The sequence below is a fragment of the Thermosynechococcus sp. PKX95 genome (assembly GCF_031583295.1).
In the GTDB taxonomy this organism is placed as follows: Bacteria; Cyanobacteriota; Cyanobacteriia; order Thermosynechococcales; family Thermosynechococcaceae; genus Thermosynechococcus.
Genome location: NZ_CP134171.1, coordinates 161,547 through 187,411, shown reverse-complemented (window position 1 = coordinate 187,411; position 25,865 = coordinate 161,547). Strand labels below are relative to the sequence as shown.

Here is a 25,865-nt window from a genome sequence, read left to right as displayed (position 1 = left end):
AAATCAGTTATATGTCAAAAAAAAAAAAAAATAATAGCAAGTACCATCGTAATTATTACGAATATGTAATCAGAAAGCTGCTGCGCTTAGCTTTAGTCAGGAGCCCCAGTAACTTCCTACGATTAATCCTATGGATAGTTTGTTCCCCACTTTCCTAAGGCCTGCCACCCCCAATGCCAGTGGCGGTGCAGATTCAGTGATCGACCGGTCAGATGGAATGGGGAAAAGTGATGGGGGGCACTACCTAACAGCAATCCTAGGGGCGTTACCAATTGCTGTGGCTCTTGCTGATCCCGCGGGGGAAATTAGCTACATTAACCCCTTTGGCCAAAGACTCTTGACGGTGACGGATCCCCAAGCGGCGGCAGCCGACATTTGGGCAAATCTGCAGGTTTACTACTGCGGTAGCGATCGCCCCTATCCCAAGGAAGAGTTGCCCAATAGGCAAGTCCACCAGCGTTTAGAACCCTGTTCTGTGGACGTAGATCTGCTGTTGAGCGATCGGCGATTAACCCTAGCAATCCAAGGCTGCCCCATTGTTGATCCCAGCGGCAATCTGCAGTGCATTGTGCTCACGTTTCAGGACATTACTGGGCGCCAACCTCAGAAAATACAGCCCCAAGGGCTTGCCTGTTCTCGTCAGCAGCAGCCTGATTCTAGGCAGTGTGACTCCGGCATCTTCCAAGACCAAGGTGACTTTCTTTTATCCCTGCACCCAGATACCACCATCCTATTTGCCAATGAGGCCTTTTGCCGCTTCTTTAACTGTTCTGCTGCTGAAGTCACTGGTCGCCCCTTAGGGGAGTTCGTCTGCTGTGAAGATGCCGTTTGTTTCCAAGCGCAGGTGATGCAGCTTACACCCGCTGCGCCCCTATTTACCTGCGAAAGTTGCCTACCTCATCCCCAAAAAGGGAGTCGCTGGATCCAGTGGCTGAATTCAGGGGTTTTTACGGCTGATGGTTCCCTCAGTGGGATTCAATCCGTTGGCCGAGATGTGACCACGCTCAAAAATCAACTACTGCGCGAGCAGGCTCTCAATCGTGTCATTCAAGCCATCCGCAATTCCCTTGACCTTGAAACCATCTTTGACACCGCTGTGCGGGAAATTGTGGAAATAGGGCTGGGATGGGATGCCTGTGTGGTTCGCTACCTTCCGGAAAGGCAGGTGTGGCAGCCGGTTGCTGAATATCACAGCGATGCCAATGCGCCGCGGTTTCTTGGCTTTGAAATCCCAGATCAGGACAATCCCTTGGCCACACGGCTGAAGGCAGGAGAAGTGGTTGCCATCGCCGACACCTGCCAACTGACCGATGCAGTGAATCGAGCCTTTGCGGAACAATTGCCGGGGGCATGGTTACTGGTGCCTTTGATTGTTAAAGAGCGCCCTTGGGGCAGCCTGAGTTTGTTTGTGCCGCACCAAACCCATGCGTGGTCAGAAGTGGAAATCAATTTTATGCGTACCATTGCCACCCAACTGGAGGTGGCGGTTTACCAAGCCAATCTATACGCCCAAGCCCGCAAAGAACTGGCTAAACGTTCCCGTCTTGCCGCGGCATTGCGCAAGAGTGAAGAACGGTTTCGTTTGACAGCTCTTCACCTACCTGGTGCCCTGTTTCGCTATGAACAGTACCCCGATGGTCGCAATCGGGTATTTTATCTGAATCCAATGTGCGAACGTCTTTGGGGCATCCCGGCGGCGGTGGCTGCTGAGGATGGTGAAAGTTTGTGGCAGCTGGTACATCCAGAGGATCGGGAAGCCACATGGCAATCGGTTCTCTATTCTGCGGCAAATTTGACGCCATGGCTTTGGCAATGGCGCATTATTCATCCCACCAGCGGCGAAGTGCGCTGGCTAGAGGGCGCCGGACAGCCCACACTGGCGGCTAATGGGGTCGTGGTCTGGTACACCGTGATGTTGGATGTCACTGAGCGCCATTTGGCCGAAGAGCGCCTCAAGGAGCAGCAGGCCCAGCTAGAGGTGGCTATCCGTGCTTCCAAGATTGGCTTTTATTTTCATGACCTCTCTACGGGAACCATGCTTGTTTCGCCAACCCACAGAGCCCAGCTGGGCGACCTGCCTAGGACTGAAGCGTTCAGTTGCGCAGATTGGCAGGAGCAACTCCATCCCGAGGATCGCGATCGCGCCCTTGCGGCCTACGAGCAATTTCTGCGCGGTGAAGCGGACTATGACATTGATTTTCGCCTGCGCCACCACGATGGAACCTACCGCTGGTTCCACAGCAATGCCGTGTTAATTCGGGATGCCCAAGGTCGCCCCTCTAAGGTGGTGGGTACCCATATTGATATTACAGACCGCAAAGCTGCTGAACTGGCGCTGCGCGAAAGCGAAGAACGCTATCGACTGCTGGCGGAAAACATGACCGATATTGTGTGCCTTTTAGATCGGGAAGGCCGGTGTTTGTATGTTAGTCCCTCCTATGAAACCCTATTGGGTTGGTCTTCTGGGAGGCTCATTGGTCAGCATTTTACGCAGTTGTGCCATCCCGATGAGCGATCGCGGGTCAAGCAGGAACTGCAACAGATGCTTCAGCAGCAGCGGTTTTGGCCCATCACCCATCGAGCCTGTACAGCGAATCAGGAGTTGCTCTGGCTAGAAACCCTCTTCAAGCCCCGCTACGACAGTCAGGGGCAATTGCAACAGTTGCAGACCAGTTCCCGCGATGTCACCAGTCGGGTACAGGTGCAATTGCAACTAGAGCATGAGGCCTATCACGATCCCCTGACAGGGTTGCCCAACCGCCTCTACTTCATGGAGCAGTTGGCAGCCACAATTGCCGCAGCTCAAAGGAATCCTGAGCTTCACTATGCCGTGCTGTTTTTGGATGTGGATCGCTTTAAGGTGATCAATGACAGCCTCGGCCATGCAGTGGGCGATCGCCTGCTCATTGCCTTTGCCACTTTGCTGCGGTGTCTCATCGAAAATAGGCATATTGTGGCTCGCCTCGGCGGAGATGAGTTTGTGATTTTGGCAACCGCTTTACCCAACTTGGAGAGTGCCATTGCTCTTTGCGAGCAAATTACCCGTTGCCTCCAAGAACCCTTGGTCGTAGAGGAGCGGCAAATTTTCCTCAGCAGTAGTATTGGTGTCGTCTTTGCCCAAAATGAGTATAAAACGGCTTTTGCTGTCCTCAGGGATGCCGATATTGCCCTGTATCAAGCAAAAGCCCACTCCACAAGACGCTACGCCATCTTTAACGCCCAGATGTACGAACAGGTGCTAGAGCGCCTCCACCTTGAACACGATCTGCGCCATGCCCTCAGCCATGGAGAACTGCAGCTGTTTTATCAGCCCTTTTTTAATTTGGCAGATCAACAACTGGTGGGCATGGAGAGCCTAGTGCGTTGGCAACATCCTGAACGCGGACTGATTCTGCCGGGTGCTTTCATCTCAATTGCTGAGGATACAGGGCTGATTGTTGACCTTGACAAGTGGGTTTTGGAGCAGGCTTGTCGACAGTTTTGGTTGTGGCAACAGCAGTCCCAAGGGGCAGCCAACTTGATCCTGAGTGTGAATGTCTCGGCCAAGACACTGAAGCACCCCAGTTTCCTCCACCACCTTAGCCGCATTCAGCAACAGTATCCCTTGGGCAGAGGACAGTTGGTTCTAGAACTCACCGAAAGCATCGCCCTTGAATTGGGCAGTGAAATGCTGAGTCTCCTAGAGTCACTGCGGGAGCGCCACATTGAAATTAGTATTGACGATTTTGGAACGGGCTATTCCTGCCTGAGTTATCTCCACAGCCTACCGATTCACCACCTCAAGGTGGATCGCGCCTTTGTCCAGCAATTGGAAGACAACCAGCGCAACCTCAAAATTACCAAGATGATTTTAGTCCTTGCTCAGGAGTTGGGCTACCGCGTTATTGCCGAAGGGATTGAAACCCGCGACCAACTGCACATCCTGCAGCGACTGGGGTGTGATTATGGGCAAGGGTATCTCTTTGCCCGACCCATGCCTGCTGAAGCACTCGCATCCCTCTTGAAAGCCCACTAAAATATTGGCATGGCTGTTTTCCATGGGACGTGGCTGGCAACGCCGACGCCGCGCTTTTTTGCATGGGCAGAAGAATGGCGATCGCTCACTCAGGCAATCACGCCTTGGGTTCCGACTGCTGTGCCTGTTTATCCCTATGCCACCCAACTGAAGACACCTCCGCTTGTCAATGCCGATCCGAGTGTTGCCTATGCTGCTTTGCCCGCACAGATTCAGGAGCATCACCTATTACCGCCTCCCCTAGCGGAAGTCAACGGCGAACCGCTGTTTCTCTGGCAGGTGCCGGGTTGGGCGATTCCTGCCTCAGGGGTTTTAGAGCAACTACATCAACTGGGTCTTCAGGGTCGCGAAAGCGCTGCTATTGGCGATGATCTGCGCTATTGGCTGCACGTTAGTCGCTGGTTACTGGATTTAATTGTGCGCGGCCAATACTTGCCTACGGCTGAAGGGTGGCGGATTCTGCTCACCCATGGGGGCGATCGCGATCGCTTTCGGCAATTTAGCCAACGGATGCCGCATTTATGTCGCTGTTATCAAACTGATGCCACGGCGCTGCGGTTTCCGCCCCATGCCACCGATCTATTGGCAGATTTTCTGCACCACACCTTGCAGGGCTATCTCCACACTGCCCTTGCCGCCCTAGAGTTACCCAAAGTGGGCTTGGCTAAGGAGCATAGTCACTGGCTGACTTTCCTCAAAACAGGGCAAGCAACGGAACTGCCGCCTTCTTTTGTGGAACGGCTCCAACGTTGGCAAGAACCCTACCGCGAGCAGTTGGATCTGCGCCCCCAATGGCGCTTGGCACTGCAACTGGTGCCCCCAGATACTGCCGAGGGTGATTGGCGCTTGGCCTTTGGCCTACAAACGGAGGGCGAAACGGAAACGATGCTGGCGGCGGCCGAGATTTGGCAATGTACGCAAGAGTCCCTCCTCTATCACGGACAAGTGCTCTGGCAGCCCCAAGAAACCCTGCTGCGGGGACTGGGTTTGGCCTCACGCATTTATCGTCCCCTCGATCGCAGTCTCCAAGAACCCTCCCCTGTGGGTCTGACGCTGCAAACCACGGAAGTTTATGCCTTCTTGCAAAGTGCCATTCCGCTCCTTGAGCAGCAGGGGGTTGCAATTATTGTGCCGCCGAGTTTGCGCCGCAATAGCGCCCAGCATCGTTTGGGTCTGAGGATGATTGCTTCATTGCCGCCCACCGCCACCAGCGGCTTGAGTATTGAGAGCTTGATGCAGTTTCAGTGGCAATTACAGTTGGGGCAGCATCCCCTCTCGGAAGCAGATTTTGATCAACTGCGCCGCCAAGAGAGTCCCCTTGTTTATCTCAATGGTGAGTGGGTGCTGCTGCGTCCCCAAGAGATCAAGGCCGCTCAAGAGTTTCTCCAGTCTCCCCAAAAGACCCAGCTCTCCCTTGCCGATACGCTACGCATTGCCACCGGGGATACGGTAACGGTGGCCAAGTTACCCATTCTTGGTTTAGACGCCAATGATGCCCTTCAGGCACTACTCGATGGCCTCACGGGTAAACAAACCCTTGATCCAGTGCCGACACCGCAGGAATTTTGTGGTGAACTGCGTCCCTACCAAGCGCGAGGGGTGGCGTGGTTGAGTTTCTTGGAACGCTGGCGGTTGGGGGCTTGCTTGGCCGATGATATGGGCTTAGGGAAAACGATTCAACTGTTGGCCTTTTTGCTCCACCTCAAGGAAGCAGGACGTGCCTACCGACCGACACTGTTGATCTGTCCCACCTCGGTACTGGGCAACTGGCTACGGGAGTGCCAAAAATTTGCACCGACATTGCGTGCCTACGTCCACCACGGCAGCGATCGCCCCAAGGGCAAGGCATTTCTGAAAAACGTCGAAACTCACGATCTGATTCTCACCAGTTATGCCCTCCTGCAGCGCGATCGCGCCACCTTGCAACAGGTGTCATGGCAGCATCTGGTCCTCGATGAAGCCCAAAACATTAAAAATGCCAACACCCAGCAGTCCCAAGCGGCACGGGAACTCTCCGCCCAGTTTCGCATTGCCCTGACGGGAACCCCCCTAGAAAATCGTCTCCTTGAACTCTGGTCGATTATGGACTTTCTGCATCCGGGGTACTTGGGCAATCGCACCTACTTTCAGCACCGCTATGTGCGACCCATTGAACGCTATGGTGACACTACCTCCCTCAACGCCCTGCGCACCTATGTTCAGCCCTTCATTCTACGGCGCCTGAAAACTGACCGCAGCATTATCCAAGACCTGCCCGAAAAACAGGAGATGCTGGTCTATTGCAGTCTCACCCTAGAGCAGATGCAGCTTTACACTGCGGTGGTGGAAGACTCCCTTGCTGCCATTGAAAATAGTGAAGGTATCCAGCGGCGCGGCCATATCTTGGCTACGCTGACCAAACTCAAGCAAATCTGTAACCATCCCGCCCAGTATCTCAAGCAGGAAGACTATGCCCCCGATCGCTCGGGTAAATTGCAACGCCTCATAGAAATGTTGCAAGAGCTTCAGGAAGTGGGCGATCGCGCCCTTGTCTTTACCCAATTTGCCGAATTTGGCACCCACCTGAAAACCTATCTCGAAAAGGCACTACAGCAGGAGATCTTTTTCCTGTCGGGACGCACCCCCAAAGCGCAGCGAGAACTCATGGTGGAACGCTTTCAGCACGATCCTGAGGCACCCACGGTCTTTATTCTTTCCCTAAAAGCGGGGGGCGTGGGCTTAAATCTCACCCGTGCCAATCATGTCTTTCACTACGATCGCTGGTGGAACCCCGCGGTTGAAAATCAGGCCAGCGATCGCGCCTTCCGCATTGGCCAAGCCCGCACTGTCCAAATCCACAAATTTGTCTGCACGGGTACCCTTGAAGAAAAGATCCACGAGCAAATTGAGCAGAAAAAAGCGCTTGCGGACATGATTGTGAGCAGTGGCGAACAGTGGTTAACCGAACTCAACCTCGATCAACTGCGGCAACTGCTCACCCTGGACAAAGAGCGGATGATCACACTCTAGGCCATTGCCCACTGGGATGCCTGCTCACCGCGTAGGAGGCGAATTTGGGCGATCGCGAAAATGGTGGGAATAATGCGCGCATAGTTGGTGGAAATGGCACGCCAACCCAAGTCGGCAATAAACCACACCCACAAAGCTGTACTGGCAAAGGCTAAGACGCTGCGACCGAGGGCAAATTTAGCGGCTCCCACGGCAGCGCCCCGAGACACCAAGGGAGTGATGGAGAGCTTGTACCCAGCAAAGTGAATGGCAAATTGACGAGCCACCTGCTGCACCACCATGGAGCGGACAACAGAACTGATGGCGATCGCCGCGCCTCCCTCTAGGATCAGGCGTACAGTTTCCATAGAAATCGGGTGGCCGTTGCGCAGTTCGGGCAAGCTATCTTGGATTTGGGCAGCCAAGACCTTGCGATCCTCATCCCCCAGCTTTTTCCACATCCGCTGCAACACATTCAAGAAGATTTCCATTTCCAGTTCGGGGACTGTCCAACTGGGGGAAAACTTAATTTTCAGATAGCGACAGACCCGCATCAACGTTTGCCGATAGCTGATTTGCTGTGCTTTGCCCTTGAGTACTGTCAGACCATCTGCCGCCAAAAAGCGAAACCGCTCCTCAATATCATCGAGCCATGCTTGGCGATCCTGAGCTTGGACGGCAATGGGATCCGGCGTTGTGAGATAGTCCAAGGGATTGAGCCGACGACGAAACAGAATTTCTGTTAGGTCTTGCAACTCCTCCTCCGTCGCCAATTCCAGCGCAGCCCGTAGCTCGTTCATGGGGTTCTCGCTCCAGCAGCAGCACAATAGAACATGATGATTCTTCACCCCTGATTATAGGGATTCAGGCTGAAATTGTGGTACAGCCCTTTTCACAAGAATGGGAGATGCGCCACTATCCCAGAAAAGCACGGTTCGGACAGTACAATACAAAAGAGTAGCAGGCTGGCAAAATAAAAAGCTATGGATTTATTAACCCTAGAAGGTTGGCTCGATAACACGGCCTTTGCGGTGCTTTTGATCACGATGTTGCTCTACTGGTGTGGGGCAGCGTTTCCCCAATGGCCTGTTCTCACGGCTGCGGGTCGCACGGGGATGGCGATCGCCAATCTCTGTATTACGGGCCTGCTGGCGGCGCGTTGGATTGAGGGGGGCTACTTTCCCATCAGCAATCTCTATGAATCCCTCTTTTTCCTGTGCTGGGGTTTGACAGCCATGCACTTTGTCGCCGAGTCCATCAGTGGCCAGCGCCTTGTGGGGGTTGTTACTGCACCCGTTGCCATGGGAATTACGGCTTTTGCGGCTCTCTCGCTCCCCCCGGAAATGCAGCAGTCAGCGCCTCTGGTGCCTGCCCTGAAGTCCAACTGGTTAATGATGCACGTCAGTGTGATGATGCTCAGCTATGCCACCTTGATGGTGGGGTCACTGCTGGCGATCGCCTTCCTAGTGGTCACATGGGGCAAACCCGTCAGCCTTAAGGGCAGCTCTGTGGGCACAGGCAGCTTCCGCAGTCGCGCGCCAGAACCTTCCTTAGAACCCTCGACTGGGGGCGGCGGCACCACGGTACTGACCCAACCCACCCTGCAATTGAGTTTGCAACGCCTCACCTTGGCTGAGACCCTCGATAACTTGAGCTACCGCATGATTGGTCTTGGCTTCCCACTGCTAACCATCGGCATTATCTCTGGTGCGGTCTGGGCAAATGAGGCTTGGGGGGCGCCTTGGAGTTGGGATCCCAAAGAAACTTGGGCACTGATTGTCTGGCTGGTGTATGCTGCTTATCTCCATGCCCGCATGACCCGTGATTGGCAGGGGCGCAAGCCGGCGATTCTCGCCACCGTTGGCTTTGGGGTGGTCTGGGTGTGCTACTTGGGGGTGAACCTGCTGGGGAAAGGTCTGCACTCCTACGGTTGGTTTTTCTAGCGGTTTTTTGCCCGTGTGGGGCATCTACCACGCCCGCCTGCATACCACCTTAAAAACCCAACAATGGCTCCCTAGGGGGGCACGAATTCTGATTGCTCTATCGGGGGGGCAAGATTCCGTTTGTTTAACGCGCCTGCTATTGGATCTACAGCCCTACTGGCGGTGGTTTTTGGCGGCTGTCCACTGTGATCACCGCTGGCGGGCAGATAGCGCTGCCAATGCAAATTTTGTCCAAGCGCTAGCGCAGCAATGGCACCTGCCCTGTGAGGTGGTGAGTGCCCCTGAGATGTCCAAAACGGAGGCGGCAGCCCGTTCATGGCGTTACCAAGTCTTTGAGACCGTGGCCAAGGCGTTGGATTGCACCCATGTGGTGACCGCCCACACCCAGAGCGATCGCGCCGAAAGTCTCCTACTACATCTACTGCGCGGCACCAGCCCCGATGGCCTAGCCACCCTCTTACCTAGCCGTGCTTTGGGTGCGATTCAGTTAGTACGTCCACTCCTAGGGATGACGCGAGCGGAAACGGCTACCTTTTGCCAAACCTACGGGTTACCCGTCTGGCAGGATGCAACGAACCACCATCTCAACTATCGCCGCAATCGGCTGCGTTTGGAGTTAATTCCCTATCTGCAAGCGCACTTTAATCCGAATGTGGAAGAGGTGCTTGCCCAAACCGCTGAACTGCTGGCTAGCGATCGCGCCTATTTCGAGGCTGAGGTGGAGCGTCTTGCCCCCACCGTGATCCGCGAGCATCCCCCTGCCTTGGAGCGGCTGCGCCTACGGGAATTGCCCCTTGCGCTGCAACGCCGCTTGATCCAGCGATTTTTGCGTCAGCACCTGAAACGGGGCATTGATTTCAGCCTGATTGAAGCGGTGCGTCCTCTGATCACGGCAGGTAATGGCAGCCAAACCTCAACGCTGCCAGGGGGGTACCACCTGCGGGTCTGTGGTCAGTGGCTTGAACTGATCAGGCCAACGGCACCACCGCCTGAATCTGTTCCCGCGGATCAAGGGGAGCGATCGCCACCCCTACTGCCTCTTTATTGAGGATGGGGATCTCTTCGCCGTTGGTGATCCAGGCTCGCTCTTGGTTCGTCACCAGTGCCAGGGGGCTACCGCCGCGGCCAATGCCCGCCAAGCGATCCGCTTTTTGCCGCAGAGGCATCGCCAACTGGCCTAAATGACCAAGGGGCACAACTTCCATTAGGGGCAGCGGCACTTGTTTACCAAGGCCTGAAGCGGTAACGAGGATCACATTCTCCAGTTCCGACAGGGCGATCGCCCCCACCAAGGTTTCTCGCACACTGAGGCGCACCGCCGCTTGACCTTGATTCAGCCGCCCTAAAGCGGGAATGTTGGAGATGAAAAAGTGAAAGACCCGCCCCCGCGAGGTGGCCAACACTAAGTGATCCGTATCTGCAGGCAGTACCCAACCGAGGGCATCCCCCGCCTTGAGTTTCGTGAGTTGCAGACCCCGCCCGCTCAGGTCTTGCAGATCTGAGATTGGAATGACCTTAATGCGGCCTTGGCGCGTCAGCAAAATCAGCTTCTCTGCTGGGGCTTGACTGGGCAAGACCGTCAGGAGGGTTTCCCCTTGCGCCGACTCCGGCAAGAGAGTCAGTAGGGGTTGACCGCGATCGCTCTCACGGCGGCTGGTAACGGGTAATCGCTCTACGGGCAGCGGATAGACCTTGCCACTTTCCGTAAACACCCACAGGCGATCCCTAGCCTGTACCGAGAAGGCCAAGGGCAATGGCTCTGACCACGGTAGCCACGTTTGCCACTGGAGACTCCCCCGACTGCGCTGGGACAGACAGCGCCCGTAACCGCGATGATTCACTTCGACCCAGAGGGACGTATCGTCACGATCATTGGTCTCCACGGCGGTGGGGGGCGGCGGCGCTGCCGTGAGGATTTGAGTGCGGCGGCGATCGGCAAAGGCTTTCTTTAACTGCCGCAATTCTTTCTTCAGTGCCTTGAGGCGCTCAGGACGCTGGCTAATCAGGGTTGCCAACTGGGCAATCCGCGCTTGTAGCTCCGCCTGTTCCCGTTCTAGGTCTTGGCGCTCCTGTTGAGTGAGGCGGCGTAGGGGCATGGCAATCAGGGCACTGGCTTGGCGATCGCTCAAACCCAAGCGGGTCATCAATTCCCGCTGAGCAGTACTGCCATCCGCTGCCGATCGCAAAATCTCAATCACCTGATCCATGGCATTGAGGCCGATTAAGAGTCCCGTCACCACATGCTGGCGGGCTTGAGCCGTTTCGAGATCATGGCGATATTGCCGTAGCAGGGTCTGCTCGCGAAATTGCAAAAACTCACTGAGAATCTCCTTGAGGGAGAGTTGGCGGGGTTGATTGCCCACCAGTGCCATCAAGTTGATGCCATAGGTTACTTGTAGGGCCGTCAGGCGGTAGAGTTGCTCCAAGAGTTGTGCCGCTGAGGCATCCCGCTTCAGTTCAATGACCACCCGCAGCCCCTCGCGATCGCTTTCGTCCCGCAGATCGGCAATGCCCTCAAGGCGACCTTGATTCACCAAATCCGCCACCTTCTCAATCCATGCCGCCTTATTCACCTGATAGGGTAGCTCTGTCACCACAATGGCTTGGCGACGGTGGCGGCCGCGTCCGGGCTGAATATCCTCAAGGGTGGCCACCCCCCGCAGGGTGATCGTCCCTCGACCCGTGGCGTAGGCGCGCAGCAATGCTGCCCCATCCACAATCACACCCCCCGTGGGAAAGTCCGGTCCCGGCAGGTGGGTGAGCAGTTCCTCTAGGGAGAGATGGGGACGGTCAATAAGCGCAATCAGAGCATCCACCACTTCCCCCAGATTGTGGGGTGGAATGTTTGTGGCCATGCCCACAGCAATTCCCGTTGCGCCATTCAACAGCAAAATCGGCAGTTGCGCCGGCAGCACCAATGGCTCCTCTTGGGAACTGTCAAAGTTGGGGACAAAATCCACAATGGCGTCGCTGATATTCTCCAGTAGCGTGCGGTGGGCGATCGCTGCCAAGCGCGTTTCCGTGTAGCGCATTGCCGCCGCAGGATCATCATCAATGGAGCCAAAATTGCCATGCCCTGCCAAGAGGGGATAGCGACTGCTAAAGGGCTGCACCAAGCGCACCAGTGCCTCATAGACCGCTTGATCCCCATGGGGGTGATATTTCCCCAGCACATCCCCCACCACCCGTGCACACTTGCGAAAGGGGCGATCGGGCGTCAACCCCAACTCATACATGGCATAGAGAATCCGCCGATGCACTGGTTTTAGCCCATCCCGCACATCTGGTAGTGCCCGCCCCACAATCACACTCATGGCGTACTCCAGATAGGAGCGTTGCATTTCACTGTGCAGTGGTGTTGGGATCACCTGTCCAGAGGTCAGCAAATCCAGTTGTTTGGGCATGATCACGAGCGAGCCAAAGGATCATTCCCCACGATACAAGAGTTTTGCGAATTGTAAAGTAAGTTAAGACTCCGTTGGGGTTGCTTCCTCAAGCTTCTCCTTGGTCAGCCGCGCCACTAGTTCCTTAATGAGGATGTAAATGATCGGCACCACAAAGAAACTGAGAAATGTGGCCGCAAGCATGCCACCTGTGACACTTGTTCCCAAGGAGTGACGGGATTTTGCCCCAGCACCCGTAGCAATGACCAGCGGGAAGATGCCCAGAATAAAGGAGATGGCCGTCATCAAAATGGGGCGCAGCCGTTCCTCGGCGGCATAGATCACCGACTTGACAATGGACGTGCCCTTGCTTTCGCGAATTTGGTTGGCAAACTCCACAATCAGAATTGCATTCTTACTGGCGAGGCCAATCAGCATCACCAAACCAATTTGGCAAAATACATCATTACTCAGCCCCCGCAACCACTGTGCCAACAAAGCGCCCATGATCGCCAAAGGCACCGAAAGGATAATGATCAAGGGGTCAATATAGCTTTCGTACTGCGCCGAGAGCACGAGGAACACAAACACGAGACCAAGGCCAAAAATCAACGGTGCTTGGCCTGCGGAGCGGGTGGACTCTAGGGATAACCCCGTCCAGCTATAGCCGATGCCATTGGGGAGAACCTCCTGAGCCAAGGATGCCATTGTCATCATCGCTTGACTATCACTGAGGGGTGGCACATTTTGACCAGTCACCTCCGCCGAACGGAACAAGTTATGGTGATAAATAATCGGCGGTGCCGAGACCTGTTCAATCGTGACGAGATTACTGAGGGGAATGAGCGCATTTTGCTCCGAGCGTACATAGATGCGGTTGATGTCATCGGGATTCGCGCGAAACTGCTTATCCGCCTGCACAATCACTTGGTAACTGCGGGCAAAAATCGTGAATTGGTTAACGTATAACGACCCCAAGTAAATCTGCATGGCATTAAAAATGTCCTTGAGGGGAATCCCCAAGGCAAGGGCGCGGGTGCGATCGACCGTTACATTTAACTGGGGAGCGTTGATGGCAAAGGGGGTATTCACTGACACAAGGCCGGGGGTTGCATTGGCTTTGAGGATTAGCTCGTTCACTGAACTCGCAAGGGCTTCAAGGCCGAGACCCTGCTGATCCATCACCTGCATATCAAAGCCGCCAAGGCCGCTGCCACCAAGGTTAATGGTCGGCACATTGGATGAAAACACCACTGCTCCGAGTTCACCCACGACGGCCTTCTGAAACTGGGGCAGCAACTGATCAAGGGTTGGCCGTTGTGACCAGGGCTTGAGACTCGTAAAGATAATTCCCTTGTCTGAACCTGTGCCGAAGAAGCTAAAGCCGCCAATGGCAAAGGTATGTTCGACCGCTGGATTTTGGGCGATCGCGTCCGCTGCTTTGAAGACAATATTGCTCGTGTATTCGAGGGACACCCCCTGAGGCGATTGCACAAGGGTAACAAAATAACCTTGATCCTCTTGGGGGACAAAGCCACCGGGAACAATCTGAAACAGCCCGTAGGTCACCCCCAGCAGTGCCACAAAGCCTGCCAGCACCCAGTATTTTAGGCGCACGACCACAGTCAGGTTGCGTTCATAGCCCCGCCGCATTGTATCGAGAAAGCGGTTAATCCAGCGAAACAAAATAAAGTTCGCCATCGGGGGGCGTTCCCGCCGCAGGAGCAGGGCGCACAAAGGGGGAGAGAGGGTTAAAGCATTAAACGTAGAAAGGGCGATCGCAAAAACAATCGTCAAAGCAAACTGCTGATAGAGCCGCCCAGTGACCCCCGGAAAAAAGGCCACAGGGATAAAGACCGCCATCATTACCAACGAGGTGGCAATCAGTGCCCCTGTCACCTCTTCCATCGAGCGACTGGCAGCTTCTTGGGGGGTCATGCCCTCGTCTTCCATGAGACGGGTGACATTTTCCACGACCACAATGGCATCATCCACCACCAGCCCCGTGGCCAACACCAGACCAAACATGGTCAAGCTATTGATTGAGAAGTCAAAAGCCTTCATAAAGGCAAAGGTGCCCACCAAGGAAACGGGAATCGTGATCGAGGGAATGATCGTGGCACGCCAATCCTGCAAGAACAAAAAGATCACGGCAATGACAAGGATGATGGCCACAATGAGTGTAATGACCACCTCTTTGATTGATTCCTGTACCGCATCCGTGGTGCTAAAGCCCACACTCCATTTCAGACCGGGGGGAAATTTCTCAGCTAAAACAGCCATCTCCGCTTCGACAGCGCGGGCAATGTCGAGGGCATTGGCACCACTGAGTTGATAGATACCAATCCCAACGGCGTCACGGCCATCAAACTGAAAGTTCGTGTTGTAGTTTTGTGCCCCTAGCTCGGTGCGACCGACATCGCGAATGCGAATCACGGAACCATCGTCGCCGCGCTGAATAATAATGTCGGCAAACTCTTCCTCTGAGGCCAAGCGACTTTGGGCTTGAATAGAAATTTGAAACTCCTGTCCCTCTGGTGCTGGGGGGGCACCAATAATCCCGGCTCCCACCTGGACATTTTGATCGGAGAGGGCACGCACCACATCCTGAGCCGTCAGACCGCGACTGGCTAAGCGATTGGGATCAAGCCAAATCCGCATGGCATAGGTGCGTTGACCAAAGACCTGAACCTGCCCTACCCCGTTCAGACGTTGCAGGGGTTGCACCACGTAGAGGGTCGCGTAGTTACTAATGAATGTGGCGTCGTAGTTGTATCCCTCCCTTGGGTATAGGGCTAAGGCCAAAACAATCTGATTTGTGGATTTCCTGACATTTACCCCAGTGTTGATGACCTCTGGTGGCAGTTGGGAGGTGACTGATGCCACTAAGTTATTCACATCCACCGCTGCAATGTTTTCGTCGTAGCCCTCAGTGAAGGTGATCGTGATATTGCTGTTGCCAAAGCTGTTACTGCTGGAGTCAATGTAATCCATCCCCTCCACGCCATTAATTTGCGTTTCTAAGATCGTGGTGACATTCGTTTCAACGGTTTCAGCGTTGGCACCTGCATAGTTGGCAGACACCTGAATTGTTGGCGGTGTAACGTTAGGGTAATACTCAATGGGCAGCGTTGGCAGCGCGATCGTCCCCACCAAAATAATCAGCAGAGAACAAACCGTGGCAAAAACCGGGCGCTTAATAAAAAAATCGCTAATCATGCTCTTTTAGGACTCAGGAGTAATGGGCACACCATCGCGCAGGCGCTGAATTCCCGAGACAACAATTTGCTCTCCCGGTTTGAGGCCTTCAAAAACTTGATATCTATTTCCTTGGATTGCCCCCACTTGAATGGGCTTTTGTTTGGCAATCATTTTGCCCTCGGCGTCTTTTTCGGCCACAAAGACAAAGTTTTGCCCGGCAAGATTGGATACCGCCGTAGTCGGCACCAAAATCCCCGGTTGCTGATCGAGAATAATGCGGGCTTGAATTTGTTGATCGGCACGGAGATTATTCCGCGTATTGTCGTAGAGCGCTTTCACTAAAATGGTTTGGGTATTATTTGTGGTATTGGGGGCAATGAAAAAGACGGAACTCGTACCGACGACATTGCCATTCATGTCTATTAATTCCACCGGCGTCCCCATCCGAATGCGGGGGATTTGCTCAATGGGCACTTGGATATAGACTTCTAGGGGTTGATTTGAGGTCAGGGTGAGGAGGTCGGTTTGGGGCGTTACAAAATCGCCCACTTTGGGGGGAATATTGCCGACAACACCACTAAAGGGAGCACGCACCTGAAACCAATTCAGGACAACGGCCTGCTGCTGGGCATTGGCTTGGGCAGCCAAGAGGGCTTTTTCTAACTGGGCAATGGTAGCCTGTTGGGCACGAATATCCGCCTCGGTTTGTTGGAGTGCTGCTTGGGCAGTGCGAAAGCTGGTGATGAAGGATTGCGCTTGTTCTTTGGAAACAGCCCCTTCTTCAAAGAGTGCTGTATAGCGTTCCGCTTGAATCCGATTGAACTCTACGGTGGCCAGATTGGAGCGGCGCTGGGCTTCAAGGGCGCGGAGGATCGAGCGGGCATTCTCTACATTGGCTTGGGCGGATTGAATCGCAGCTAAGTTGCTGGCCACAACGGCTTGCTGTTCTGAGGGGTCAAGGAGAATGAGGGGCTGACCTTGAGTAACAAACTGGCCATTTTGAACATTGATTTGCGCAATTCGACCCGAAACTTGGGGTTGGAGGGTGATGGACTCACGGGATTGCAAAGAGGCATTGTAAACAGCAGTTTGCGAAAGGGTTTCCGTTTGAACCGCCGCAAGTTTCACCCGTGCCGCTGGTGGGGGAGCCGTTGCCTTTGGTTGGCCACAGGCGGTAGCAAAGAAACAAAGACTGCCTAGGAGAGCTGACGTGAACAGTTGCCGTTGCACCATACCTCAGACCTTACAATGTCACCCAGAGTGGGCAATAAATATCCTCAGTCTAGCCTAGAGGCCCCTATGGCGAGTGCTGCTTTAATAATTAGTTTCTGTGTATCTAGGCGAAATCGAGAATAGCTCCTATTGGCAATCCTCCGCTAAGATGTAGAGCAAGGGGCAGGGGGTCATTGCTGGCTCACCTTAGAGCCTAGGACAGTCCTTGCACCAACCTTTATCAACGACAGTACAGGTACCAGTGGCTCTTACCAAGAAAACACAGCAAGAACAACCCATGATTAATGAGCGCATCCGTTTTCCTCGGGTGCGGGTGGTGGATAGTGATGGTTCCCAATTGGGGATTATGTCGTCTCAAGAGGCGATCGCGATCGCCCGTGAAAAGGAACTTGACCTTGTTCTCGTCAGTGACAAGGCAGATCCACCCGTTTGCAAAATTATTGACTACGGCAAGTTTCGCTTTGAGCAGGAGAAGAAGGCGCGGGAAGCCCGCAAAAAGCAGCACACCTCCGATGTCAAAGAGGTGAAGATGCGCTACAAAATCGAAGAACACGATTACAACGTTTGCATCAACCGCGCCGAGCGTTTCCTTAAGGCTGGAGACAAGGTGAAGGCCACTGTGACCTTTCGCGGGCGGGAAATTCAACACGCCCACCTAGCCGAAGAACTCCTCAACCGTATGGCCAATGACCTGCAAGCGGTGGCCGAAGTGCAGCAGGCACCCAAGCAAGAGGGGCGCAATATGATCATGTTTTTGGCACCGAAGCGGTAATCCATGCTGGGGAGCGTATGTTTGGCTATCGTCCAGACCCCAAATCTACCCCGCTGGATATTTCAGACCCTGAGAAACCTCGTTCGGCACTGCTGCTAGCGATCGCCGCCCTTGTCACGATTCTTCTTTGGCAGATTCCCTTGGGGAACTATCTGCTGTATCCCTTTACAATCTTGGCCACATGGTTCCACGAGATGGGGCATGGCCTCACGGCGATTCTGTTGGGGGGCTACTTTCGCGAATTAGTCATCTATCCCAGTGGTTCAGGATTTGCGCGCTATGGGGGCGAGGTGCTGCTGGGCAATTTGGGACATGGCTTAGTCGCCATTGGCGGACCTCTAGGACCCGCGATCGCTGGCAGTGTCTTTATTTTGTCGAGCCGCTCTCATCGCGCCACAGATATTTGCCTCAAAGCCCTAGGAATCATTATTCTCGCCTCAGTGCTGCTGTGGGTGCGATCGCTCTTTGGCATTGTCTTCATGACATTGGTGGGGATTGCCATTCTGCTGGTGGCCTATCGCGGCAATCGCTGGCTCAAGGGGATTTCGATTCAATTCCTTGGGGTGCAAGCCTGTATTAGCACATTTCAGCAGGTGGACTACCTCTTTACCTATGCCATGCCGGGGGGGCAGCTTTCCGATACAGGGCTTCTCCAACGGTACCTCTGGCTCCCCTATTGGCTGTGGGGGGCGCTGATTTCTGTGATGACCTTGGGGTTGCTGCTGTGGAGTCTCAAGGTGGCCTATACCCGCCCTAAGTAATGCCCCAGCGGTGTCGCCAACGACTGGTGGATTCACGGTTAGCGGTTTGTTGCTCCGCTTGGCGGCGCGATCGAATCATCTCCGCACTATCCCGCAGGTGCGGATCGCGGTAGGGAATACCCGCACGGGTTTGCAAATGTTCCTGCTCCATCAGCGACAGCGGAATAAGCTGATCGGCTTGCCAGCGAGCTACGGTGCCCTGTGCCCATTCATGGCGGTGCTGGGGGGCAACAAGTGGTAGCGTTCCAAGGTGTAAACCCGCCGCCTGCAAAGCGGCACGAACGGCAGCAGCACGACAATAGGTGGCCAAATGCCCCGTTGGTGCCAGACACTGAGCCACCAGACGCAGAAATTCCACTGTCCAGAGTTGCGGACAGCGCTGGGGTGAAAAGGGATCAAGAAAAATGGCATCTGCTTGGAATCCTTGGCGAACAAGCTCTTGAATGGTTTGGCGAGCATCCCCAATTAAAAGCTGTGCCTCACAGTGGGGGGTGCTCACCTGCTGTTGCTGAGCGAGTCCTTCAAGAATCGTTTGAACCGATGCTGGCCAAGGGGGCATGACTGCTAAGGCTGCTTGGGGAACGCCCAGATCCAGTTCTAAGCCAATAACTGTAACTTGACAGGTGGGATTGTGCTGCCAAATCACCTCTAACGCAGCGGCGGTGTTGTAACCCAAACCATAGCAGATGTCCAAAAGGCGCAGATGAGACGCTTGGGCTTTGCGGGGCAAATCGGTGGCGATCGCGAACTTTTCAAAGGCTTCTTGACGCGCTCCCCCAAGGCTATGGAACGTTTCCTGAAATTCTGGCGAAAAAAACGTAAAAGAGCCATCCGCCGTTGGTTGCGGCTGCCAGATTGAGTTTAGGGCAGGAGCTAAGTTTTGGGAATAGGCCATCACTGCATTTGCGTGGGAGTTTCCGGTTGGTGAGCAGGTGGTCGATTCATGATCACAACGCCAATTCCCGCGATCAAAAGAACAACGACGATGCCGCCAACAATCAGTAACCAAGGGGGAGAGGATTTAGGGGCGGGTGCTGACGCTGGGGTAGCATTGGCTGGCAGCGATGGGGGCGTGGCATTAAATTCTGTTTCTTCTTCTGATTTTTTATCGTCTGCACCTTCCTCAGCTTGGGTAATCGTTGAGGTCATGGGCACGGCCTTAATGCTGTGATAGTTAACGCTCTTCAAATACTTAATAAACTCCGCCTCCCCCATGGACACAGTAGCATAGTGCGCCTTAACGGAACCGCCAAAGTTAATCTCATCTCCATCTTTTAGCTCATGACTTTGCACCCGCTGGCCATTCACTAGGATACCGTTGGCACTGGGCTTACCATCAGCATTGCCATCCACGACGCGGTAGCGATAGCCATTTGGTGAGGGAATCCGCAGCAGCAGCGCGTGTTGCCGTGAGACACCGTGACCATGAATCACGATCGCATTGGTGACATCGCGGCCAATGGAGTAGGTTGCCGCCTCCAAAGGGATCGTGCGCTTACCCGTTTCGTCCTCAATGTTGAGTAGATGGTGCTGACGGTTACCACTCATGGGAACAACTTAGATTAATTGACGATTGTTAATCAATATCTTAGCCTGAGGGCTAGAATTCCCAAAGATACTACAAAAGCTAAGGGCAACGATCATCCCGTATCAATAAGAGGCTCAGAAACTAGAACCTACGGTGTGGCATTAACGCCGCTGTGCCAATGGTTGTGCCTTCAAGATAGAGGGGCTGACGGCGCATAGTGTCCTAACCAACACAACAAACGCATGAGCCCTCCCCCATGGCATCGGTTGGGGTGAAAAGGTGAAGCCGATTTTCACCTACGCAGTTTCCTGATCCACTAAGGGAAAGAGGCGCACGGGGGCGAGGGCTTGCAGTTGTTGACCGAGGCGAAAGGCTTGGGGTTCATAAAGTCCAAGAGTCAGTGTCGCAGGCAGTTGCTGGATAAAGGTGCGCGATCGCGGCAGGGGCAGACCCGTAATCTTGGTGATCAGATTGCCAATTTCTAGGGCAGCTTCCGCGTTGCGAGGATGACCGACCCAAAGCCGCCAGAGACGGCGGGGCGCCATTTTGCCCTGTTCAATGCGCCGTAGGCCATCAATGGTTGCTAAAACAATCAGGCGATCGCCCACCGTGAGTTGCAGCGTATCACTGGGCAAAAACTGATGACTGATCTCACCGCCGAGAAACTGCTCATGGCGATTGTAGAAAATGGGGATGACTGCATAACCATAGGCCACCTCACCAATCAACTTGCCCTCAAGGGTGTCGCCGGCAGTAACGGTGTAATCGGCAATCAGTACCGTCTGCTGGTCAATTTGAAACAGACCCAACATTGTTTCGCCAAAGGCGGCACCGGCAAAGGCCTCAGCAGCAAGGGCATAGGCACAGAGGGGGCGGGCACGCGGTAGGAGATCCCGCAGATCATTAGTGAGGCTGGGATCATAGATGCCAATGACCAACCCAATGGGGGATTCCCGCTGCTCCGTGGCTTGACGAGCAATGAGGGCTGCCTCTAGGTTCAACATTTCATCGGCAGTGGTGAGAACCACACTTTTGGCGGTCTCCAAATGGGCTTGGGGGAGCTTTTCTGGAATGTTGCCAAGGAGCATGGGCAGGTCTTCAAAAAGCTGAGTTTGCTCTGGGTTGTCCACCAGTAGCACAAGGGGTTGACGGAAGGCACGTAGGATTTGCACCACCTGTTGACCAATGCGATCTAAGCCAACAACAATCACGTGATCCGCCGTGGGCAGGGGGGGACGTTTCTTGAGAAAGTCAAACCGCGCTTGCAGCAGCTTTTCCGCCAAAAGTCCCAAGACACCGACAATAAAGAGGAGACTAACGATCGCCACCAAAATACAGACCACCAGCAGCCAAGGGGGAATCGGATCGTTTTCTAGCCCGCCAAAGACATCGCCAAAGCCCCCCAAAAGGAGAATAAAGCCGGCAGCAAAGGCCTTTTGCCATGTGAGTTCGGGGACGTTGTAGCGCAGCAGGATCGCGGTCACAAGCCACAGACCACTGCCCATCCAAAGGCCATTGAAGATCAACTCACGAGAGCGATCGCCATGGATCCACTGCCAGAATTGTTCTACCTGCTCAGGCAGTTGGCGCACCTGCTGAATGAGGCGCTGGGTGGGATTGGGGTCAGGGATGGGCAAGGATTTCACCACTTCTACCCGTTCAATCCAAATCGGGCGATCGCCCACCGCAAAGCACAAATCCGGCGGCCAATGGTTAAAGAGGCGGTGGGGGCGCGTTGGCTGGAAGATTGAGGATTGGGCATGGCACGAGCGCACACTAATGAGGCGTTGGTGACGGCGCTGCCAGCGGTGGGCAGGCGTACCCACGAGGGGACTCTCAGCGGTAATCGTTTGTTGCAACACCCGAAACTGCTGACCCTCAATCGTAAACGCAGCAAGGATATTTTCCTCAAGGGCTGCAAGGGCGAAGGCAGGAGCTGGTAGTTCCGTGGGATTGAGCGCCACAAAGCTCCCCAGTTTTTTCTCTAGAAGGGCGTTGAGATTATCGCGACTAGAGCGCACCACAAGATGGACATCGGGATTTAAGCGCCGAGCCACAATCGCCGTCGCAATATTGGTGGCCTCATCACTGGTCACCGCCAGTAAGGTACGACAGCGATCAATCCCAGCCGCTTTCAGAACCGCCTCCTGCCGGCAATCACCGATGATCACAGGTTCACTGAGCAACTCCGTCAACTGCGGAATTTCCCACTCAATGTTGGCGTGGCGTTCAATGGCACGAATCTCTAGGGCCAAATGCTCACCGGCAAAGCGGCGCAGACTTTGGATACAAAATTGCCCCAAACTCCCAAGGCCGCAGATAATAAAGCGATCGCCCGCAGTCGTTTCACCTATTTGAGTGGCCTGCGGTGTGGCTGAGGCAACAGACCAAGATTTCCACCAATAGGGAAAGGGCTGATGGGGTTCTGCCGCAAAGAGTTGGAGACTGCCCCGCTGCCACTGCTGCCAAAGGGTCTTGCCCCACCTAGATAGGCGATCTAAATCTGTTGGCTCTAAAGTTGTCGATTCAACCCAGATGCTGAGGTGGCGATCGCCGATATCAATGAACCACGTTGCCCTGCTACCCAATAGTTGGTGCAGTTGGCGGTCAATGACATCCTCAAGGCTGGCCATAGCCTCCTAGCCAAAATGGGACAGCAACTCCTGTGGATCCAACTGACGACCGATCACCACTAGACGAGTTTGGCGTGACTCTGCCGCTTGCCACGGGCGATCGTAAAACAAGTCTAACCGTTGACCCACCCCTTGCACCACCAGACGCATCGGCTTGCCCTCAATGGCCGCAAAGCCCTTAACGCGGTAAATGTTAGGTATTTGCAGCAAGCGCTCGAGGGATTGACGTAGGCGTTGCAGATCCCAAGCCCCTAGCTCTAAACAAACCGCTTGAATCTCCGCGTCGTGGTCATGCTCCTCCTCAAAGTCATGATGGCTGGGTCGCTGCCCCAAATTCTCCTCCACCGCTGCATTAAATCCCAGCAGCAGATCCGCCGGCACCTGTCCTTGGTGAGCCGCCAGCAGCTTAATCCGTGGGGGCAATTGAGTGCGCAGTTCAGCGATGAGCAGCTCTACCTGATCGGGAGTCAGTTGATCCGCCTTGCTGAGGATGACCAAGTCGGCACAGGCCAGTTGATCGTTAAAGAGTTCCTCAAGGGGGGTGTCCTCATGCTCCAAGCTAGGATCGGCTGCCTTTTGGGCAAAGAGCGCCTCCAGATCAGCACTCACTTGACCGGCTGCCAAGGCAACGCCATCTACCACTGTCACCACCCCATCGACGGTTGCGGCATGGCGCACCTGCGGCCAACGAAAAGCCATCACGAGCGGCTTGGGTAAGGCGAGTCCAGAGGTTTCAATGACAATGTGATCAATCTCCTGCCGTCGTGCCAAGAGGGTTTGCATGGTGGGCAAAAATTCCTCCTGCACTGTGCAACAGAGGCACCCATTGGTGAGTTCCCAGATGCCCGCTGTGCGATCGCAACAGGACTGCAAAAGTTCGCCATCAATACCGACATCACCAAATTCATTCACAATCACGGCAATGCGCCTGCCCGCTGCATTCTGAAGCAACTGCCGAATTAGGGTGGTTTTACCGCTCCCTAGAAAACCCGTGATAATCGTGACTGGAATTTTTGCACTCATTTTGCTAAAAGGCCTCAATACCGGCAAAATCTTGAAGTTGATGGGCGGCTTCGCCACAGGTTCGGGGTGTGGGAAACACCTTTTCGGGGTTGGCAAGGCGTTTGGGATCAAAAGCGGAGCGCACCTGCTGCATCGTTTCTAAATCTACTGGGCTAAACATCTCACCCATGAAACAGGCTTTATCGCTACCAATCCCGTGTTCACCGGAAATGCTGCCCCCCAAGCGCACACAGAGCTTGAGGATTTCACCGCCTAGAGCCTCCACCTCGGCAAGGGCGCCCGGCACTGCCTGATCGTAGAGAATCAAGGGATGCAGATTGCCATCCCCAGCGTGGAAAACATTGGCAATGCGATAGCCACTGCGCTGACTCAGTTGTTCAATTTCCTTGAGGACGGTGGCCAGTTGACTGCGAGGAATCACCCCATCTTGGACAAAATAATTAGGACTGAGGCGACCCGCAGCCGCAAAAGCCGCTTTGCGACCCTTCCAAAGGCGGAGGCGATCTTCAGCTTCTGTAGCAACCGTTACATGGCGTGCTCCCTGTTCATAGCAAATGCGTGTGACGCGCTCCTGCAAAATGGGCACTTCGGCATCTAGGCCATCCACTTCCACTAGGAGTACGGCGCCAGCATCGCGGGGGTAGCAATTGGTGGCCACCACATCCTCAACGGCATTGATACTGAGGTTGTCCATGATTTCCATGCCAGCGGGAATAATGCCCGCCCGAATAATCGCGGAAACCGTTTCTCCCGCTGCTTCAATCGTGGTGAAGTCCGCCAATAGCACGGCGATCGCCTCCGCCTGTTTGAGAATCCGCAGCCGAATTTCTGTGGCAATTCCCAGCGTCCCTTCGGAGCCAACAAAGACACCCATGAGATCGTAGCCGGGCATTTCTGGCGCCGCACCCCCCAGTTCAACAATCTCACCATTGGGCAACACCACCGTCAGTCCCAGCACATGATTCGTGGTCACGCCATACTTCAGGCAGTGGACGCCCCCAGAGTTTTCAGCGACATTGCCGCCAATGGAACAAATAATTTGACTGGAGGGATCCGGGGCATAGTAAAAGCCCTGATCGGCAACGGCTTGCGTTACCCAAGCATTGATTACCCCTGGCTGCACAACCACCTGCTGGTTGGCCAGATCAATCTCTAGAATCTGGTTCATGCGGGAGGTGACGACGAGAATCCCCTCGGTGTGGGGTAAGGCTCCCCCCGATAGCCCCGTCCCTGAACCGCGGGCAACAAAGGGAATACGGTAGCGATCGCACACTTTGAGGATGGCAGAGACTTGGGCAGTGGTTTGCGGTAGCACGACCAGTTTGGGTCGTTGCCGATACATGGATAGCCCATCGCACTCATACACAAGGGCTTCTGCTGCATCACTGATGACGCTCCCCTTGCCGACAATGGCTGTTAGCTCCTCTGTAACCCGCTGCCAAGGGGTAATTTGCTGTAGTGTGGACATCCCCAGTGCTCTAAACCGCCTTCTCCTATCGTAAATGGGTCTGTTGCCTCAGGAATGGGACTAGGGGGCATTTGACATTTATTTACTAGATAGTTATAAAATTATATTTAGATTGACTAGGCTAAAGTCGTCACCGTTTTAAGTCTGCACGATTCCCCTCACGCGATACCCCATAAAGGAGTCCGTTATGCTGTTTCGCCAACTTTTTGACTACGACACTTGGACCTATTCTTACCTGATTGCCGATGAAGCCACGGGTGAGGCCGCCTTGGTGGATAGCGTCCTTGAACAGGTGGATCGGGATGTGCAGTTAATTGAGCAATTGGGGTTGAAACTGCGCTACTGCCTCGAAACCCATGTCCACGCCGACCACATTACCGGGGCGGGCAAAGTCCGCGAACGCACAGGCTGCAAAACCCTTGTGCCCGAAAATGCCCATGTGGACTGCGCCGATGGCTATATTAAAGACGGTGAAGTGATTCACGTCGGTAGCATTCCGATTCAGGCGATCGCCACCTTGGGGCACACCGATAGCCACATGGCCTTCCTCGTGAATGGTACCCACCTGCTGACGGGGGATTCCCTGTTTATCCGTGGCTGTGGGCGCACTGATTTCCAAAGTGGCGATGCAGGCGCAATGTACGATGCGGTAACACAGCGGCTCTTTACGCTCCCAGACACCACATTGGTCTATCCCGGCCATGACTATCGCGGTCACACCGTTTCCACCATTGGTGAAGAAAAACGCTTTAATCCCCGCTTTGTCGGTCGCGATCGCCAGCAGTTCATTGAGTTCATGGCCAACCTGAACCTGCCGGATCCCAAGAAAATTATGGAAGCGGTGCCCGCTAACCAACAGTGTGGCATGGTTGCCGCCGCCGTCTAGTCCTTTGACCCCTGATCGCCCCTGTCTAGCC

The 25,865-nt window shown here is 54.5% G+C and carries 16 protein-coding genes; 7 read left to right on the top strand and 9 right to left on the bottom strand.

The window, feature by feature from the left end; genetic code table 11:
- Window positions 1-217: 217 nt before the first annotated feature.
- On the top strand, window positions 218-4,015 hold the full coding sequence (locus RHH81_RS00855) for an EAL domain-containing protein (RefSeq protein WP_310743230.1): 3,798 nt from the start codon (window positions 218-220) through the stop codon (window positions 4,013-4,015).
- A 9-nt stretch (window positions 4,016-4,024) separates the two neighbouring features.
- Window positions 4,025-7,024, top strand: coding sequence for a DEAD/DEAH box helicase (locus RHH81_RS00850; RefSeq protein ID WP_310743229.1), 3,000 nt, complete (start codon window positions 4,025-4,027; stop codon window positions 7,022-7,024).
- Here the strand turns inward: RHH81_RS00850 and RHH81_RS00845 are convergent.
- Entirely contained in the window at window positions 7,021-7,803 is a 783-nt protein-coding gene (locus tag RHH81_RS00845; RefSeq protein WP_190278036.1) for a YaaW family protein, read from the bottom strand. The two genes, RHH81_RS00850 and RHH81_RS00845, sit on opposite strands and share 4 nt — an antisense overlap.
- A 183-nt stretch (window positions 7,804-7,986) precedes the next feature.
- On the opposite strand from RHH81_RS00845, the gene ccsB reads away from it, so the two are divergent.
- Together ccsB and tilS are read left to right on the top strand one after the other, a co-directional pair.
- Window positions 7,987-8,946 (top strand): c-type cytochrome biogenesis protein CcsB, encoded by a 960-nt coding sequence (gene ccsB / locus RHH81_RS00840; protein WP_310453114.1) that lies wholly within the window; start codon window positions 7,987-7,989, stop codon window positions 8,944-8,946.
- A 13-nt stretch (window positions 8,947-8,959) separates the two neighbouring features.
- Complete coding sequence (gene tilS / locus RHH81_RS00835; protein WP_310743228.1) at window positions 8,960-9,994, top strand: tRNA lysidine(34) synthetase TilS; 1,035 nt, start codon at window positions 8,960-8,962, stop codon at window positions 9,992-9,994.
- Here tilS and RHH81_RS00830 read toward each other — a convergent pair.
- From RHH81_RS00830 to RHH81_RS00820, 3 genes are all read right to left on the bottom strand, one after another.
- A complete protein-coding gene (locus RHH81_RS00830) occupies window positions 9,915-12,350 on the bottom strand; it encodes a DNA topoisomerase (ATP-hydrolyzing) (protein WP_310743227.1) in 2,436 nt (811 codons plus the stop codon). The two genes, tilS and RHH81_RS00830, sit on opposite strands and share 80 nt — an antisense overlap.
- 63 nt (window positions 12,351-12,413) lie before the next feature.
- Complete coding sequence (locus tag RHH81_RS00825; RefSeq protein WP_310743226.1) at window positions 12,414-15,548, bottom strand: efflux RND transporter permease subunit; 3,135 nt, start codon at window positions 15,546-15,548, stop codon at window positions 12,414-12,416.
- Between the two features lie 6 nt (window positions 15,549-15,554).
- Window positions 15,555-16,763, bottom strand: a complete 1,209-nt coding sequence (locus RHH81_RS00820) for an efflux RND transporter periplasmic adaptor subunit (protein ID WP_310743225.1) — start codon at window positions 16,761-16,763, stop codon at window positions 15,555-15,557.
- A 277-nt stretch (window positions 16,764-17,040) separates the two neighbouring features.
- Here RHH81_RS00820 and infC point away from each other — a divergent pair, with 277 nt between their 5' ends.
- Window positions 17,041-17,535, top strand: coding sequence for a translation initiation factor IF-3 (gene infC, locus RHH81_RS00815; RefSeq protein ID WP_225901679.1), 495 nt, complete (start codon window positions 17,041-17,043; stop codon window positions 17,533-17,535).
- Between the two features lie 17 nt (window positions 17,536-17,552).
- Window positions 17,553-18,296, top strand: a complete 744-nt coding sequence (locus RHH81_RS00810) for a M50 family metallopeptidase (RefSeq protein ID WP_302677006.1) — start codon at window positions 17,553-17,555, stop codon at window positions 18,294-18,296.
- Here RHH81_RS00810 and RHH81_RS00805 read toward each other — a convergent pair.
- From RHH81_RS00805 to RHH81_RS00785, 5 genes are all read right to left on the bottom strand, one after another.
- Window positions 18,289-19,191, bottom strand: coding sequence for an MnmC family methyltransferase (locus RHH81_RS00805; protein WP_310743224.1), 903 nt, complete (start codon window positions 19,189-19,191; stop codon window positions 18,289-18,291). The genes RHH81_RS00810 and RHH81_RS00805 overlap by 8 nt on opposite strands.
- The gene (locus RHH81_RS00800; RefSeq protein WP_206200646.1) at window positions 19,191-19,844 is read right to left on the bottom strand and encodes an FHA domain-containing protein; all 654 of its coding nucleotides are present in this window, start codon (window positions 19,842-19,844) and stop codon (window positions 19,191-19,193) included. Before RHH81_RS00800 ends, RHH81_RS00805 begins: the two co-directional genes overlap by 1 nt.
- Before the next feature lie 276 nt (window positions 19,845-20,120).
- Complete coding sequence (locus RHH81_RS00795; protein WP_310743223.1) at window positions 20,121-22,457, bottom strand: NAD-binding protein; 2,337 nt, start codon at window positions 22,455-22,457, stop codon at window positions 20,121-20,123.
- Between the two features lie 6 nt (window positions 22,458-22,463).
- Complete coding sequence (cobW, locus tag RHH81_RS00790; RefSeq protein ID WP_310453108.1) at window positions 22,464-23,480, bottom strand: cobalamin biosynthesis protein CobW; 1,017 nt, start codon at window positions 23,478-23,480, stop codon at window positions 22,464-22,466.
- A 4-nt stretch (window positions 23,481-23,484) separates the two neighbouring features.
- Window positions 23,485-24,948 carry an FAD-linked oxidase C-terminal domain-containing protein gene (locus RHH81_RS00785; protein ID WP_310437836.1) on the bottom strand — a complete coding sequence of 488 codons (1,464 nt, stop codon included), beginning with the start codon at window positions 24,946-24,948 and terminating at the stop codon, window positions 23,485-23,487.
- Between the two features lie 187 nt (window positions 24,949-25,135).
- On the opposite strand from RHH81_RS00785, the gene RHH81_RS00780 reads away from it, so the two are divergent.
- A complete protein-coding gene (locus RHH81_RS00780; RefSeq protein ID WP_024124642.1) occupies window positions 25,136-25,834 on the top strand; it encodes an MBL fold metallo-hydrolase in 699 nt (232 codons plus the stop codon).
- The last annotated feature ends 31 nt before the right edge of the window (window positions 25,835-25,865 follow it).

Bases quoted from the DNA above. Each gene is read 5' to 3' on its own strand.
- RHH81_RS00855 (WP_310743230.1), top strand. From the start codon at position 218: ATGGGGAAAAGTGATGGGGGGCACTACCTAACAGCAATCCTAGGGGCG.
- RHH81_RS00850 (WP_310743229.1), top strand. From the start codon at position 4,025: ATGGCTGTTTTCCATGGGACGTGGCTGGCAACGCCGACGCCGCGCTTT.
- RHH81_RS00820 (WP_310743225.1), bottom strand. From the start codon at position 16,763: ATGGTGCAACGGCAACTGTTCACGTCAGCTCTCCTAGGCAGTCTTTGT.
- RHH81_RS00830 (WP_310743227.1), bottom strand. From the start codon at position 12,350: ATGCCCAAACAACTGGATTTGCTGACCTCTGGACAGGTGATCCCAACA.
- cobW (WP_310453108.1), bottom strand. From the start codon at position 23,480: ATGAGTGCAAAAATTCCAGTCACGATTATCACGGGTTTTCTAGGGAGC.
- RHH81_RS00795 (WP_310743223.1), bottom strand. From the start codon at position 22,457: ATGGCCAGCCTTGAGGATGTCATTGACCGCCAACTGCACCAACTATTG.
- ccsB (WP_310453114.1), top strand. From the start codon at position 7,987: ATGGATTTATTAACCCTAGAAGGTTGGCTCGATAACACGGCCTTTGCG.
- RHH81_RS00780 (WP_024124642.1), top strand. From the start codon at position 25,136: ATGCTGTTTCGCCAACTTTTTGACTACGACACTTGGACCTATTCTTAC.
- RHH81_RS00825 (WP_310743226.1), bottom strand. From the start codon at position 15,548: ATGATTAGCGATTTTTTTATTAAGCGCCCGGTTTTTGCCACGGTTTGT.
- RHH81_RS00785 (WP_310437836.1), bottom strand. From the start codon at position 24,948: ATGTCCACACTACAGCAAATTACCCCTTGGCAGCGGGTTACAGAGGAG.
- RHH81_RS00805 (WP_310743224.1), bottom strand. From the start codon at position 19,191: ATGGCCTATTCCCAAAACTTAGCTCCTGCCCTAAACTCAATCTGGCAG.
- RHH81_RS00810 (WP_302677006.1), top strand. From the start codon at position 17,553: ATGTTTGGCTATCGTCCAGACCCCAAATCTACCCCGCTGGATATTTCA.
- infC (WP_225901679.1), top strand. From the start codon at position 17,041: ATGATTAATGAGCGCATCCGTTTTCCTCGGGTGCGGGTGGTGGATAGT.
- RHH81_RS00800 (WP_206200646.1), bottom strand. From the start codon at position 19,844: ATGAGTGGTAACCGTCAGCACCATCTACTCAACATTGAGGACGAAACG.
- RHH81_RS00845 (WP_190278036.1), bottom strand. From the start codon at position 7,803: ATGAACGAGCTACGGGCTGCGCTGGAATTGGCGACGGAGGAGGAGTTG.